Origin of the sequence: Dactylosporangium sp. NPDC050688, assembly GCF_040654515.1 — a bacterium.
Classification (GTDB): Bacteria; Actinomycetota; Actinomycetes; order Mycobacteriales; family Micromonosporaceae; genus Dactylosporangium.
Genome location: NZ_JBFAIC010000126.1, coordinates 1 through 14,363 on the forward strand (window position 1 = coordinate 1; position 14,363 = coordinate 14,363).

14 protein-coding genes are annotated in these 14,363 nt (G+C 73.8%); 7 read left to right on the forward strand and 7 right to left on the reverse strand.

Annotation, left to right across the window (positions count from 1 at the left end; genetic code table 11):
• The first annotated feature begins 870 nt into the window (after positions 1-870).
• Positions 871-1,701, forward strand: a complete 831-nt coding sequence (gene panB / locus AB0H83_RS50255; RefSeq protein ID WP_360110624.1) for a 3-methyl-2-oxobutanoate hydroxymethyltransferase — start codon at positions 871-873, stop codon at positions 1,699-1,701.
• A gap of 49 nt (positions 1,702-1,750) precedes the next feature.
• Here panB and AB0H83_RS50260 read toward each other — a convergent pair whose 3' ends face one another.
• From AB0H83_RS50260 to AB0H83_RS50280, 5 genes are all read right to left on the reverse strand, one after another.
• Positions 1,751-2,587, reverse strand: coding sequence for a methyl-accepting chemotaxis protein (locus tag AB0H83_RS50260; RefSeq protein WP_360110627.1), 837 nt, complete (start codon positions 2,585-2,587; stop codon positions 1,751-1,753).
• A gap of 76 nt (positions 2,588-2,663) precedes the next feature.
• Positions 2,664-3,854 carry a cytochrome P450 gene (locus AB0H83_RS50265; RefSeq protein WP_360110630.1) on the reverse strand — a complete coding sequence of 397 codons (1,191 nt, stop codon included), beginning with the start codon at positions 3,852-3,854 and terminating at the stop codon, positions 2,664-2,666.
• Positions 3,851-4,543 (reverse strand): NADPH-dependent F420 reductase, encoded by a 693-nt coding sequence (gene npdG / locus AB0H83_RS50270; RefSeq protein WP_360110633.1) that lies wholly within the window; start codon positions 4,541-4,543, stop codon positions 3,851-3,853. The genes AB0H83_RS50265 and npdG overlap by 4 nt, the downstream gene beginning before the upstream one ends.
• Positions 4,540-5,964, reverse strand: a complete 1,425-nt coding sequence (locus AB0H83_RS50275; protein WP_360110636.1) for an RNB domain-containing ribonuclease — start codon at positions 5,962-5,964, stop codon at positions 4,540-4,542. The genes npdG and AB0H83_RS50275 overlap by 4 nt, the downstream gene beginning before the upstream one ends.
• Positions 5,965-6,049: 85 nt before the next feature.
• Complete coding sequence (locus tag AB0H83_RS50280) at positions 6,050-6,181, reverse strand: hypothetical protein (protein ID WP_360110639.1); 132 nt, start codon at positions 6,179-6,181, stop codon at positions 6,050-6,052.
• A gap of 52 nt (positions 6,182-6,233) precedes the next feature.
• Here AB0H83_RS50280 and AB0H83_RS50285 point away from each other — a divergent pair, with 52 nt between their 5' ends.
• Positions 6,234-8,957, forward strand: coding sequence for a hypothetical protein (locus AB0H83_RS50285; protein WP_360110642.1), 2,724 nt, complete (start codon positions 6,234-6,236; stop codon positions 8,955-8,957).
• Here AB0H83_RS50285 and AB0H83_RS50290 read toward each other — a convergent pair.
• Positions 8,954-9,391 carry a hypothetical protein gene (locus AB0H83_RS50290; protein ID WP_360110645.1) on the reverse strand — a complete coding sequence of 146 codons (438 nt, stop codon included), beginning with the start codon at positions 9,389-9,391 and terminating at the stop codon, positions 8,954-8,956. The genes AB0H83_RS50285 and AB0H83_RS50290 overlap by 4 nt on opposite strands.
• A gap of 159 nt (positions 9,392-9,550) precedes the next feature.
• On the opposite strand from AB0H83_RS50290, the gene AB0H83_RS50295 reads away from it, so the two are divergent.
• The 4 genes from AB0H83_RS50295 (at position 9,551) to AB0H83_RS50310 (ending at position 12,849) form a co-directional block, all read left to right on the forward strand.
• Positions 9,551-9,967 (forward strand): hypothetical protein, encoded by a 417-nt coding sequence (locus AB0H83_RS50295; protein ID WP_360110647.1) that lies wholly within the window; start codon positions 9,551-9,553, stop codon positions 9,965-9,967.
• A gap of 42 nt (positions 9,968-10,009) precedes the next feature.
• A complete protein-coding gene (gene aroA, locus AB0H83_RS50300; protein ID WP_360110650.1) occupies positions 10,010-11,284 on the forward strand; it encodes a 3-phosphoshikimate 1-carboxyvinyltransferase in 1,275 nt (424 codons plus the stop codon).
• Positions 11,281-12,069, forward strand: a complete 789-nt coding sequence (locus AB0H83_RS50305) for an inositol monophosphatase (RefSeq protein ID WP_360110653.1) — start codon at positions 11,281-11,283, stop codon at positions 12,067-12,069. Before aroA ends, AB0H83_RS50305 begins: the two co-directional genes overlap by 4 nt.
• A gap of 66 nt (positions 12,070-12,135) precedes the next feature.
• Positions 12,136-12,849 (forward strand): hypothetical protein, encoded by a 714-nt coding sequence (locus AB0H83_RS50310; RefSeq protein WP_360110656.1) that lies wholly within the window; start codon positions 12,136-12,138, stop codon positions 12,847-12,849.
• On the opposite strand, the gene AB0H83_RS50315 is transcribed toward AB0H83_RS50310, so the two are convergent.
• The gene (locus tag AB0H83_RS50315; RefSeq protein WP_360110658.1) at positions 12,833-13,324 is read right to left on the reverse strand and encodes a pyridoxamine 5'-phosphate oxidase family protein; all 492 of its coding nucleotides are present in this window, start codon (positions 13,322-13,324) and stop codon (positions 12,833-12,835) included. The two genes, AB0H83_RS50310 and AB0H83_RS50315, sit on opposite strands and share 17 nt — an antisense overlap.
• Before the next feature lie 40 nt (positions 13,325-13,364).
• Between AB0H83_RS50315 and AB0H83_RS50320 the strand changes: the two genes are divergently transcribed.
• The gene (locus tag AB0H83_RS50320) at positions 13,365-14,228 is read left to right on the forward strand and encodes a sigma-70 family RNA polymerase sigma factor (RefSeq protein WP_360110661.1); all 864 of its coding nucleotides are present in this window, start codon (positions 13,365-13,367) and stop codon (positions 14,226-14,228) included.
• Positions 14,229-14,363: the final 135 nt, after the last annotated feature.

The window sequence follows — 14,363 nt, forward strand, 5'->3', positions numbered from 1 at the left end:
CGGGCCGGCCGGGGGGTTCCCACCCCGGAGCCCCCCATGCTCGCTGCGCTCGCACTGCCTGCGCTGGCGCGCGGCAGCCTCACGCGCGTGCGCGCAGCATCGCCGGTGGTCGCTGTCCCACCCGGCCGGACCACCGCGGTGATCCAAGTCGCGTCCTGGCCATCTGGACGACCACCACGCGACTTCGATCAACCCGGCAAGATCAAAGCGAGCAAGATCGAGCGAACCGGTCGCGACCACCACGGGAGCGGCTGCTTACCGCGCGCCGCGGTGCGGCGCCGACGCCCTGCCCCGGCGCTTTGCCAGGCAATGACGCGCCGACGAGCGGCCGGCGCCGTGCCCGCGCGGGCCGAGCGGGGATACCGCGCCCGGCGGAGCCGACCTGCGCGGCTGTCACCACAGGCCGGCCGGACCACCGTGGTGATCCAAGTCGCGTGCGGGCCACCTGGACGACCACCACGCGACTTCGATCAAGCCGACAAGATCAAAACGAGCGAGATCAAAACGAGCGAGATCAAGCGGGCGAGATCAAGCGAGCCGGGCGCGACCGCGAGGGGGAGCGGCGCCACGGCGTGCCGGGCGACGGATCGAACCGGGTCGGCCGCCGGGATGGTGCGCGCATGCGCAGGAAGCTGCCGCGCGCAGCGCAGGCAGTGCGAGCGCCAGCGAGCATGGGGGGCTCCGGGGTGGGAACCCCCCGGCCGGCCCGCGGCGGTAGCCGCGCCGAAGCTAGGAACTGCCAGCCGTCGAAGCCAGGAACAGTGACATTTCGCATCCGTGGTGCCGGTGGGCAGGTGCCGGTGCGACCATCGGGGTGAACAGCCCGGGGACCCCGCGTCGGGGCCTCGAGGAGTCCGAGGGAGGACATCGATGTCCGAAGTCCAGTCGCTGTACGGCGGTGCCGTCAACCGCCGGGTGCGCACCAGGGACCTGCTCGCCGCCAAGGAGCGAGGCGAGCGGTGGCCGATGCTGACGTCGTACGACCAGTACACGGCCGGCATCTTCGACGAGGCCGGGATCCCGGTCCTGCTGGTCGGCGACTCCGCCGCCAACAATGTGTACGGCTACGCCTCGACGGTACAGGTGACCGAGGACGAGCTGCTGCCCCTGGTGAGGGCCGTGGTCCGCTCGACGCGGCGGGCGCTCGTCGTCGGGGATCTGCCGTTCGGGTCGTACGAGGAGGGGCCGGCCCAGGCGCTGCGCACCGGGGTGCGGTTCATGAAGGAGGGCGGCTGCCACGCCGTCAAGCTTGAGGGCGGCGTGCGGGTCGCGCCGCAGATCGCCGCGCTGACCGGGGCCGGCATCCCGGTCATGGCGCACATCGGGTTCACGCCGCAGAGCGAGCACACGATCGGCGGGTACCGGGTGCAGGGCCGCGGCGACGCCGCCGACGAGGTGGTGGCCGACGCGCACGCGGTCGAGCAGGCCGGCGCGTTCGCGGTGGTGCTGGAGATGGTGCCGGGTGAGGTCGCCAAGCGCATCACCCACGAGCTGCGCATCCCCACCGTCGGCATCGGCGCCGGCGCGGAGACCGACGCCCAGGTGCTCGTCTGGCAGGACATGGCCGGGCTGCGCACCGGGAAGGCGCCGCGGTTCGTGAAGCGGTACGCGGACCTCGCCGGCGCGCTCGGCGAGGCCACCCGGGCGTTCGCCGACGAGGTGCGCTCCGGGGCGTTCCCGGCCCAGGAGCACACCTTCTGAACAGCGCCGGTGCCGGTGCCGGTGCCGGTGCCGGTGCCGGTGCCGAACGCTAGAACTTGAAGTGCGAGACCAGCTGGCGCAGGTCCTGTGACATCTGCGCCAGCTCGGCCGCGGCGCCTTCGGCGGCGGCGACGCCGTGCGTGGTGGCGGTCGTGGCGTCGGCGACCCCGGCGATGTTGCCCGCGATCTTCTCCGCGCCGGTCGCCGCCTCGGCCACCGAGCGGCTCATCTCGGCCGTGGTCGCGGACTGCTCCTCGACCGCCGAGGCGATCGTCGCCTGGTACTGGTTGATCTCCTCGACGACGCCGGCCATCTTGCGGATCGCGTCCGCGGCGGCGCCGGTGTCGGCCTGGATGGCGGTGACCCGCTGGCGGATGTCCTCGGTCGCCTTCGCGGTCTCCTGGGCCAGGTCCTTGACCTCGTTGGCGACGACGGCGAAGCCCTTGCCCGCCTCGCCGGCCCGGGCCGCCTCGATGGTGGCGTTGAGCGCCAGGAGGTTCGTCTGCTCGGCGATCGACGTGATGAGCTTCAGCACGTTGCCGATCTCGGTGGAGGACACCGCGAGCCGTTCGACCTTCTCGTTGGCGGCGGCGGCCTCGCGTACGGCGCCGGAGGCCACCCCGGCCGCGTCGGCGGCGTTGCGGGCGATCTCGTGGATCGACACGCCCATCTCCTCGGCGCCGGTCGCCACGGTACTGACGTGCCGGGACACCTCACTGGAGGACGCGGACGCGTCGGCCATCTGCGCGCTGGTCGACGTGGCCGCGCCGGAGACCTCGGCGCTGACCCTCGACAGCTCCTGGGAGGCCCTGGCGAGGCCGGCGGAGCTGCTGGAGACCTCCGAGACGGAGGTACGGATGCTGGCAATGGCCTCGAATACGGCCATCAACGACCCCAATCCTGCGATGTGCCACGATGCACAGGTGACATCGGCCACAGCCTGACGGGGTGAAACATTTCTCCTACAGCGATACGTCGAGCCTTTCCAGGCCTCTGATCACATATCCGGGTTTCCACTGCGGCTCCCGCTCCAGCCGCAGCCCGGGCGCCTTTGCCAGCAGCGCGCCGAACGACGCGGCGAGCTCGATCCTCGCCAGCGGCGCGCCCAGGCAGTAGTGGATTCCGGCGCCGAAGGAGATGTGCGGGTTGTCCCGGCGCTCCACGTCGAGGCGCTCCGGGTCGCTGAACACGGCCGGATCATGGTTCGCGGAGCCGAACAGCAGCGCGACCTCCTGCCCTTTGCGGATCGTCTGCCCGCGGACCTCGATGTCCTCCAGGACCCACCGTTCGAACATCTGCAACGGCGTGTCGAACCGCATCAGTTCTTCGATCGCGCCCGGTACCAGTGCGGGATTCGTCTGAATTTTTCGCAGCTGATCCGGATTGCGGAAAAGCGCCCACCATCCGTTGCCGGTCACATTGACCGTCGCCTCATGCCCGGCGTTGAGCAACAGCACGCAGGTGCCGATGAGTTCGTCCTCGCTGAGCCCCTCCACCGCGGTGAGAGCGCTGATCAGGTCGTCCTGCGGGTCGATCGTCCGGCGCCGGGCCAGGACCCGCAGGTACTCGGAGAACTCCTCGGCGGCGCGGACGGCCGCGGCCGCCGTGTCCCGGGGCGGGTTCAGCTCGTACATGCCGCAGATCGCCGCCGACCAGGGCCGCAGGTGGTGCCGGTCGGCGTCGGGGATGCCCAGCAGCTCGGCGATGACCGTGACCGGCAGCGGCTCGGCGACCTCGGCGATCAGGTCACCGCCACCCTTGGCGACGAGTGCGTCGACGAGGCCGTCGGCAAGGCGCTGCACCACCGGCCGCAGCGCCTCGACCCGCCGCGGCGTGAACGCCTGCGACACCAGCCGCCGCAGCCGGGTGTGGTCCGGCGGCTCGCGGTCCAGCATGCCGTTGTTGTTGAGCCGCCAGAACGGCTCGTCCTCCGCCGGCGGGGGCGTACGGCCCATCTCCTCGTGCGTGGCGACGTGCAGGTACGTGCGGCCCAGCCGCCGGTCCCGCAGCAGCGCGTTGACGTCCTCGTGCCGCGAGAACAGGAACTGGTTGCTCGGCTCGAACCAGCTGACCGGCTCGTGCTCGCGCAGCTGCCGGTACGCCTCATAAGGGTGCGCGACGAACGCCGGCGACCACGGGTCGAACGTGCTCACAGGTCCGTCACCCGGATGCCGGCGTGCACCTTGTACCGCTTGTTGATCGCGATCAGGTTCGCCGTCAGCGCCTCGACCTGCCCGGCGTTGCGCAGCCGACCGGCGAACACGCCCCGCATGCCGGCGATCCGGCCCGCCAGGGCCTGCACCTGCGCGGCCGCCTCCCGGTCGTCGCCGAGCACGAGCACGTCCAGGTCGATCCGCTCGACCTCCGGGTCGGCCAGCAGCACCGCGCTGACGTGGTGGAACGCGGCGCAGACCCGGGCCTCCGGCAGCAGCGTCGCGGCCTGCTCGGCGGCGCTGCCCTCGGGCACCGGCAGCGCGAACGGCCCCTGCTTGTCGAACCCGAGCGGGTTGACGCAGTCGACAACAACCTTGCCCTGGGTCAGCAGCGGGGCCAGCTCCGCGACCGTCGCCGCGTGCCCCTCCCACGGCACCGCGATCACGACCACGTCGGCCTGGCAGGCGAACGCGTTGTCGCCGCCCTCCGCCTCCGCGGCCACCCCGGGCAGCGCGTTGAGCTCCTGCGCCGCCTGGGCACCGCGCTCCGTGGAGCGGGAGCCCACCAGCACCCGCACACCCGCCCTGGCGAACCGGTACGCGAGGCCGCGGCCCTGCGGCCCGGTCCCGCCGATGATGCCGACCCGCAGCGCGGACACGTCGGGCAGTTCGATCTGCTCGTAGCTCATGCGTCAAGTCTTACCGTGTGGAAGAGCACCTTGCGGCGGGTGGGGTCGGCCTCAGTGAGCCGTACCCGGATCCGCTCACCCAGCGGCAGATCCCCGCCGTCCTCCCGGCCCTCGCAGCGGGCCCGTACCGGCGGCTCGTCCAGGGCGATGTCGGCCCGGCGCCGCTCCACGTCCAGCACCGCGGCGTCGAACTCCTCACCGACGCGGTGCTCCAGCAGGACCGCCTCCACCAGGTCGACCGCGCCGCGCTCGGCGGCGTTGGCGACCCGATCGGTGCGGCTCATCACCTCCGGCAGCCGCGGCAGCGCGTCACGGGCCCAGGCCGGCACCTCGGTGCCCGCGTGCAGGGCGAGGCACACCTCGGTGACGTACCGGTCGGCCAGGCGCCGCAGCGGGGCCGTCACGTGGGCGTACGGAGCCGCCACGGCGCCGTGCAGCGGCTGCTCGGGCGTCTCGCCGTCGAACGGGGTGTAGCCGGCGCCGCGCATCATCTCCGCGGCCTGGTCGATCAGCGCCGCCGCCTTCGGGTCCATCGGATCCAGCGCCGCGATGACCCCACCCGGGCCCGCCCCGTCCGGCCACGGCAGGCGCAGCGCGTGCGCGGCCAGCCGCAGCTTCCGTACCGCATCCTCCTGCGGCGGCGGCATGGTCCGCAGCATGCCGATCCCGCCCTTGAGCATGATCTGCGCCGCGGCCATGCCGGTGAGCAGCGAGATCTGGGCGTTGAACTCCTCGACCGGGACCGGCCCCCGGATGACGAGCTTCCAGCCGTCGCCGTCGGGCTCGATCTCCTGCTCCGGCATCGGCAGGTTGACCGCGCCCCGCTCCAGCCCCCGCTGCATGAGCAGCCGGCCGAGCTCCGGCAGCAACTGCACCGACGGATGCGGCGTGCCCGCGTCGACGTCGCGCTGCACCTGCGCGTAGTTGAGCTTCGCCCGGCTGCGGACCGTCGCCCTGCGCACGTCGACGCCGACGGTCGCGCCGGTGCCGTCCAGGTCGATCGTCCACAGCACCGCCGGGCGGTCCTGGTCCGGCAGCAGGCTGGCGGCGTCCTCGCTGAGCACCGGCGGGTGCAGCGGCACCTTGCCGTCGGGCAGGTAGACAGTCTGCCCCCGCAGCCACGTCTCCGCCTCGATCGCGGGCGCCGCCACGGTGAACGCGGCCACGTCGGCGATCGCGTAGTACACGCGGTAGCCGGTGCCCTGCCGCTGCAGCAGCAGCGCCTGGTCGAGGTCCTTGGACGTCGGCGGGTCGATCGTCACGAACTCCAGGGCCGTGCGGTCCTCCCGGTCCTCGTGCCGGTCCTTGGCGGCGGCCTCGGCCTCCCGGTCGGCCGCCTCGGGGAACGCGGTGGGCAGGTCGAGCTCTCGGCGCAGCCCGGAGAAGTCGATGCGGGCCGCTCGGATACGTCGTAAGACCACGGCACAGTCTTACACCGCCCCGGTACGCGAAGCGGCGGCGCCACGGTCCCGTGGGACCACGACGCCGCCGCTGCCGTTCACACCGTCACGGACGGGCCAGGCTCGCCCAGTCCTCGGGGGTCATGCTCGACGCCCCTTCGACGTTGTTGCCGTTCTCGCGCCCGGGGATGGCCTCAGTGGCGCCACCACCCGCCGGCACGCTCGCCGAACCTTCCACGTCACCGGGCGTACCGGCGTCCAGACCCCCCTCGGACACGACCGCCGGCGGCGTGGCCGGCTCCGCCGGCGCCGCGGGGGCGGGCGCGGACTCGGCCTTCTTCGCCTTCTTGGCGGGCGCCTTCCTGGCGGGCGCCTTCTTCGCGGGCGCCGTCGGGGCGGGTGCGGCCGCCTCGGTCGACGCCGGGGCCGGAGCCTCGGTCGCCGTCGCGGCCGGAGCCTCGGCCGAGGTCTCGGCCGAGGTCGCCGCCGGGGTCGCCGCCGGGGTCTCGGCCGGGCTTTCGGCCGGCGCGGTGGTGGCCGGGGTCGCCTCGGCCGGGGCCTCGGCGGCCTTTGCCGGGGTGGCCTTGGCCGACTTGGCGGGGGCCGCCTTGGCCGCGGCCTTGCTCGGCGTTGCCGCCTTGCGCGCGGTGGCCTTGCTCGCGGTGGCCTTGCTCGCGGTGGCCTTGGCTGCGGTCTTGGCAGGGGCGGTCTTGGCGGGGGCGGTCTTGGTGGCCGTCGCCTTGGCCGCGGTCTTCGCCGGGGCCTTGGTTGCGGTCGCCTTGGCCGCCGGCGTCGCCTTGCCCGCCGTTGCCTTGGCTGCGGGGGCTGCCTTGGTCGCGGCCGTCTTCGCCGCGATGGCCTTCGCGGCCGGGGCCGCCTTGGTCGCCGCTGCCTTGGAAGCGGTCGCCTTCGCCGCCGGGGCTGCCTTCGCGGTCGCCTTGGCCGCCGGGGCTGCCTTGCTCGCCGCTGCCTTGGAGGCGGGTGCCTTCGCGGTCTTCGCCGGAGCCGCCTTGGACGCCGCTGCCTTGGAAGCGGTCGCCTTCGCCGACGGAGCCGCCTTGCTCGCCTCGGTCGCCTTGGCCGCCGTCGCCTTCGCGGCCGGGGCGGCCTTCGCGGTCGCCTTGCTCGCCGTCGCCTTGGACGCGGCTGCCTTCGACACCGGGGCGGCCTTCGCGGTCGGCTTGGCCGCCGTCGCCTTCGCGGCCGGGGCTGCCTTGGCGGTGGTGGCCTTCGCGGTCTTCGCCGGGGCCGCGGCCTTGGCCGGGGTGGCCTTGGTCGTGGTGGCCTTGGCTGCCTTCGCTGGGGCCGCCTTCGCCGCCGACGGGGTGGCCTTGGCCGTCTTCGCGGCCGCCTTGGTCGCCGCCGTGGCCTTGGCCGTCTTCGCCGGTGCCGCCTTGGTCGCCGTGGCCTTTGCCGTGGTGGCCTTCGCGGTCTTCGCCGGGGCCGCCTTCGCCGCGGTGGCCGCGGTCTTCGTGGCCTTGGCCGGAGCCGCCTTCGCCGCCGTGCTCTTCGCCGTGGTGGCCTTCGCACCTGTGGCTTTCGCCGTGGTGGCCTTCGCCGCCTTCGCCGGAGCCGCCTTCGCCGCCGTGGCCTTCGCCGTGGTCGCCTTCGCGCCCGTGGCTTTCGCCGTGGTGGCCTTCGCCGTCTTCGCCGGAGCCGCCTTCGTCGCGGCCGGGGTGGCCTTGGCGGTGGCCTTGGCCGTCTTCGCGGCCGCCTTGGTCGCCGCCGTGGCCTTCGCCGTCTTCGCCGCGGTGGCCTTCGCCGCCGGAGCCGCCTTCGTGGCCGGAGCGGCCTTCGTGGCCGGAGCGGCCTTCGTGGCCGGAGCGGCCTTCGTGGCCGACTTCGCCGGAGCCGCCTTCGTGGCCGCCGACTTCGTGGCCTTGGTGCCGGACTTCGCCGGGGTGGCCTTGGCGACCGCCTTCGTCGCGGCCGACTTCACCGCGGTGGTGGCCTTCGCCGCCGCCTTGACTGCGGACTTGACCGCCGACTTCGCCGCGGTCGCCTTCGACGCCGGCTTCGCGGGGGCGGCCTTGGTCGCCGGAGCGGCCTTCGCCGCCGACTTCGTGGCCGCCTTCGCCGGGGTCACCTTTGCCGTGGTGGCCTTCGCGGTGGTGGCCTTCGACGCCGCCGGGGTCGCCTTCGCGGTCGACTTGGCCGCTGCCGACTTGGCGGCCGCCTTCGCCGTGGTCTTCGCCGCCGTCGACTTCGCCGTCGACTTCGGCGCCGGGGTCGCCGCCGTGGTGGTCGTCTTCGCCGCCGTGGACTTGGCCGCCGGAGTCGCCTTCGCCGTGGCCGACTTCGCCGCCGCCGGCTTCGCGGCCGGGGTGGCCGCCTTCGCCGCCGACTTCGCTGCGGTCGACTTGGCCGCAGGCGTTGCCTTCGCGGTGGCCGACTTGGCCGCGGTCGACTTCGCCGCCGGAGTCGCCGCGGCCGACTTCGCCGCCGCCGACTTCGCCGCCGGAGTCGCCTTGGCCGTGGCCGACTTCGCCGTGGCCGCCTTCGACGCCGGGGTAGCCGACTTCGCCGCCGACTTCGACGCCGTGGACTTCGCGGCCGGGGTGGCCGACTTCGCCGCAGTCGCCTTGGTGGCGGCCTTCGCGGCGGTAGCCTTGGAAGCGGCCGGGGTTGCCTTCGCCGCGCCGGACGCGGGCGCGCCGGACGCTGCTGCCGGCGTCGGGGACGCCGAAGCGGAGCCCGCACCGGTGGTGGACGACGCCGAAGCCGGCGTCGCGACCGTCAGCGAGGCGGGGGTCGCGCGCCGGCGGGGAGCTGCGGCGGCGACCGTCTTCGCGGCCCTGGCGGGGGTCGCGGTCACTGTGGGAGTTGTCGCGGCCGCGCCCGTTGCGGCCGATCTCGTGGTGGCCTTCTTAGCTGCGGCCATCGTGGTCCTCCTGGAGGAGTTCTCCCGCGTCCTGCGGGATGTTCGCGGTTGGGTTGTGCGAGTGGAGACGGGTCGAACGTGGTCGCGTGCCGGAGGCGGTTCGCGGTCGCCGCCGGCTGCGACGTCGTGCTAGTGCTTGCCTTCCCACCGTTCGTCTTCGGCGTCCCACGCCTCGTTGCGTTTCTGGACTGTTGTCAGCGCCTGTTCGGCTTCTGACGCCGAATCATAGGGGCCGAGCCGATCCCTTCCGGCGCACATGTCTGCCTCGGACTCGACCCGTTGGTGGGAAAGGCACCAGTAGTACCGCTCAGCACCGCTGCTGCTCATGACATCACTGTGCACCGCAAATGCAACACGCGCCACCGAAACCGGCAAATAGCTGGTTGGGATTCCACAGTAGACGCAACCGCCCGCGGAGGTGAGCAGACACCCGAACAACGTCCGGAACGTGTCGTGCGGCGGCCCGGGCAAAGCGTGAAGCCGTTGTGTGGCAAGGATTCTGAGAATCGATGTGGCAATGGTACGGGTGGCGCGCAGGCACCGACGGCCACGGATGGCTGTGGTCACGATCACCCGAGGGTGAGCCGTTCGGTGGATCCAGAATCGAGTCGGTCGGGCGACCCTCCCTCATCGTTAGGAGGCGAACGGTCCACGGTGGACGCCGCGGTGGAAGTTTCCGGCGCGGGGCTCTGTGCCGCGGCGGGGCCGGGCCAGATACTCGGTGCCGTGCAGTCCTCCTCTTCCCCGGCGGCGCAGGTCGCCGTCCTCGCGATCGGCGGCTCGGCCGCGGCGCACGACGTCGCCGCGCACCTGCGCGCCGGCCGGGTGGCACAGGCCGCCGACGGCCACGTCCTGGTCCTCTACGACGACCCGGGCGACGCGGTCCGCGACGCCGCCGGGTACCTGCGGCCGCGGGCGATGACGATGGTCCGCTTCGGCTTGGACGTCGGGGAGCCGCCCCGCGCGGCCGGCGACCGGCTGATCGGGCCGGCGGTGTCGGCCGCGACCCGCCTCGCCGACCTCGCCGCCTCCGGACGGCTGCGGGTCTCCGCCACCGCCGCCGGGCTCCTCGGCGGCACCGTCGGACTCGAGGAGGCCGGCGACGGCTCGTACCAGACGGCGAAAGGATTTGGGACGGGATGAGGTCGCCCTCGCGCGGCCGGCGGGCTGCGGGACAATCGAGGAGTGAGCCTCCATGCCGATGAGCTGCCGGACGTCCTTGCCGTCACCCCGCTGAGCGCGCCGCCCGACGTATCGCTGCGGCCGCCGGGCTCGAAGAGCATCACCAACCGCGCGCTGCTGTGCGCCGCCCTCGCGCCGGGCCGCAGCACGCTGACCGGGGTGCTGTTCGCCGACGACACCCACGCCATGCTCGGCGCCGTGCGGGCGCTGGGCGCGACGCTGACGGTCGACGAGGCGGCGTACACGGTCGTCGTCGACGGCGTCGACCCGCGCACGCAGACGCAGCCCGCCACCGTCGACGCCCGCCAGTCGGGCACCACGGGCCGGTTCGTCGTGCCCGCGGCGGCGCTGCGGCCGGCGCGCAGCGTCGTGGACGGCTCGGCGCAGCTGCGGGCGCGGCCGTTCGGCCCGCTGACCGACGCGCTGCGCGAGCTCGGTGCGACCGTCGAGGACCTCGCCGAGCCCGGGTTCCTGCCGGTCGCCGTGACCGGGCCGGTCGCCGGCGGCAAGGTCGCGCTGCCCGGCCACCTGTCCAGCCAGTTCCTGTCCGGGCTGCTGATGGCGGGACCGCTGATGGCCGAGGGGCTGTCGGTGGAGCTGACCTCGCCGCTGGTGTCGGTGCCCTACGTCGAGGCGACCGCAGCCGTCATGGCGGCGTTCGGGGTCACCGTCGACGGGCTGCACGTGCGGCCGCAGCCGTACCGGGCGACGGACTACGCGATCGAGCCCGACGCGAGCGCCGCGTCGTACCTGCTCGCCGCCGCCGCGATCAGCGGGGGCCGGGTCACCGTCGAGGGTCTCGGCACCGCCAGCCTGCAGGGCGACGTGCGCTTCGCGGACCTGCTGGAGCAGATGGGCGCGCGGGTCGAGCGGACCGCCGACCGGGTCACCGTCACCGGCACCGGCACGCTGCACGGCATCGACGTCGACATGGCCGACATCTCCGACACCGCGCAGACCCTCGCGGCGGTCGCGGTGTTCGCCGACTCCCCCACCCGCGTGCGCGGCATCGGCTTCATCCGCAAGAAGGAGACCGACCGGATCGCCGCGGTCGTCACCGAGCTGCGCCGGGCCGGCATCGACGCCGTGGAGGACGAGGACGGGTTCACCGTCACGCCGGGCACGCCCGCGCCGACGGCCTTCCACACGTACGACGACCACCGCATGGCGATGAGCCTGGCGCTGCTCGGCCTGCGGGTGCCCGGCATCGAGATCCGGGACCCGCGGTGCGTGTCGAAGACGTACCCGACGTACTTCGTGGACCTGGCCCGCCTGTGACCGACGACGTCGCCCTGGCGCGCCGCGCCGCGCTCGCCGGTGCCGAGGTCGGGCTGCGGTACTTCGCGGCCCTCGCCCAGCTGCCCCGGGAGGTCAAGGCCGACGGCAGCGTCGTCACCGAGGCCGACCGGGCGGTGGAGGCCGCGGTGCGCGACGTGCTGGCCGCGGCGCGCCCCGGCGACGCGGTCCTCGGCGAGGAGGGCGGGCTGACCGGGGCCGGCGGGCGGCGCTGGATCGTCGACCCGATCGACGGCACCGCGATGTTCGTCGCCGGCGACGACCGGTGGCTGGTGCTGGTCGCCCTGGAGGACGACGGCGAGATCGTCGCAGGCGCGGCCGCGGTACCGGCACAGGGCGAGCTCTGGTGGGCCCGGCGCGGCGGCGGGGCGTACCGGGGACGCATCGGCGACGACGGACCGGGCCGGCGCCTGCGGGTGGCCCCCGGCGGCACCGACACCCCAGACGGCGCCTCGCTCGGCGTCGTGCCCGACGACGGTCAGGTGTTCCCGGCGGAGTGGGCGATGCTCGCGCCGCTGACCGCCGTGGCGCGCAAGGAGCCGTGGCCGACGCACGCGGCGTTGCTCGTCGCCGACGGGCGGCTCGACCTGGCCGTGCAGACCCGCGGCCAGGTGTGGGACTTCGCCGCCACCTCGCTGATCGTGACGGAGGCCGGCGGGCGGTACAGCGGCCTCGACGGGCGCCCGGCCCCCGGCGCCGGCCCGTCGCTGTTCGCCCGCAGCGCCCCGCTGCACACGGCTACCCTCAAGCTTCTCGGCGGGTCTTGACACTCATCGATGCGTTCGTCCAGCATGTCCGGCGGGGTCATCACCGAACATGCTTGGAGAGTCACTGTGCGCCGTGCCCGGGGGTTGCTGCCCGCTGCCGTTGTCCTGACCGCGCTGCTGGTGCCCGGGACCGCGTCGGCGGAGCCGCGCCCGGGCACCGCGCCACCCGGCACCGCCACCTCCGCCGCCACCTCCGCCGCTGCCTCCTCCGCCGCCGCCTCCGCTGACGACGACCCGGCGGCGCAGGGGCTCAAGCGCACTCCGCTGGACCTCACCGGCGGCGCCGGCGGCGTGCAGGCCAACGCGCTCGCGCCGACGACGATCCCCGGTGCCTCGATCTGCCGGCGCTACTACATCTTCAGCTACCGGGCGGGACGCTACGTCTCCGAGGAGCAGGGGTACACCGGCAGCATCCACAACATGCTGCGCGCCAGGTCCTCCGCCGGGGCGCTGGGCACCTGGGAGCACTTCAACATCTGCGCCTACAACGGCCGGACCGACCTCATCTACATCCAGGCCAGCTCCGGCTACCTCGTCTCGGCCGAGTACGGCTACTCCGGCAACTCCAAGGGCATGCTGCGCGGCCGCGGCGAGTGGCCGGGCGACTGGGAGGTCTTCGAGGTGTGGTCCGACGCCGGCCGGTACTTCCTGCGCAACCAGGCGACGAAGGGCTGGGTGAGCGTCCGCGTCGACATGACCGGCAGCTACACCAACATGCTGCGCGGCAACGGCGCGAGCGCCGGGCCGTGGGAGCAGCTGGCCTTCACGTCAGTGGCGTGAGCCGCTCCGTGGCCTCCGTGGCCTCCGTGGCCTCCGTGGCCTTCGCGCTGAGGCTCGGCAGGTCCCGGCCGGCGAGCTCGTTCACCTCGCGCCACGCCTGCACCCACAGCGGCGTCATGCGCAGGTACACGTACCGCGGACCCGGCCGGAACCCCGCCTTCGCCGCAAACGCGTCGACCACCTCCGGCGCCATCTCGGCGGCCGGGACCGGCTCGACGTCGCACTCCATCAGCACCACGTCACGGGTCTCCCCGATCCCGACCCGGGCCCGGCCACCGGCGGCGAGGTTGCGGGCCGTCGGGTTGCCCGGCGCGGTGGAGAAGAGCAGCGTCGCACCGTCCCACATGAACGACAACGGCACCATGCACGGCTCCCCCTCGGCCGAGGCCGTCGCCACCCAGGCGTCGACGTCACGCTCGAGCCGTCGCAGCGTGTCGTCGATGCGCTGCGCTGTGCTGCGTGCCGGTGCGGTCATGATGCAAGCCTAAGCCGTGACCCCGACCGAGGATGTGATCGTGGACAACGACGAGGACCTGCTGGCTCAACGGTTCGAGGAGCACCGCCGCCATCTGCGGGGGGTGGCGTACCGGATGCTCGGCTCCCTCACGGAGGCCGAGGACGCCGTCCAGGAGGCGTGGCTGCGGCTGAGCCGCTCCGACCACGCCGCCGTGGACAATCTCGGCGGCTGGCTGACCACCGTCGTCGGGCGGATCAGCCTGGACATGCTGCGCAGCCGCAAGTCCCGCCCCGAGGACCCCACCGAGGACGTCGGCCTGCCCGCCGTGCTCCCCGCCGCCACCGACCCCGAGCAGGAGGCCCTCCTCGCCGACGACGTGGGCCTCGCGATGCTGGTGGTGCTCGACACCCTGGCCCCTGCGGAACGGCTCGCCTTCGTGCTGCACGACATGTTCGCCGTGCCGTTCGAGGACATCGCCACCATCGTCGGCCGCTCCCCCGCGGCCGCCCGCCAGCTCGCCAGCCGCGGCCGCCGCCGCGTCCAGGGCGCCCAGACCGAACCCGACCTGCCCCGCCAGCGCGAGGTCGTCGACGCGTTCCTGGCCGCCGCCCGCGGCGGCGACTTCCAGGCCCTGCTCGCCCTCCTGGACCCCGACGTCGTCCTGCGCGCCGACGCCGCCACGGTCCTGGCCGGCGCCGCCCCCGAGGTCCACGGCGCCGACGCGGTCGCCGAGACGTTCGCCGGCCGCGCACGGGTCGCGCAGACGGCCCTCGTCGACGGCTTCGTCGGCGCGGTGTGGTCCGCCGGCGGCAGGCCACGCGTGGTCTTCGACTTCGTCGTGGAGAACGGCCGGGTCGTGGAGATCGAGCTGCTCGGCGACCCATCGACGCTGGAGCGGCTGGAACTGGCCGTGCTGAACTGACACGCTGCCGCGTGGTCGTGGTCCTCCCTGGAGGTCCACGACCACCCGGGCGCTGCACTTCGGGGACAACGGGGGCTTGTGATCTTGCTTGGTTGATCGAAGTCGTGCCCCGGTCGTCCGGACGACCGGGGCACG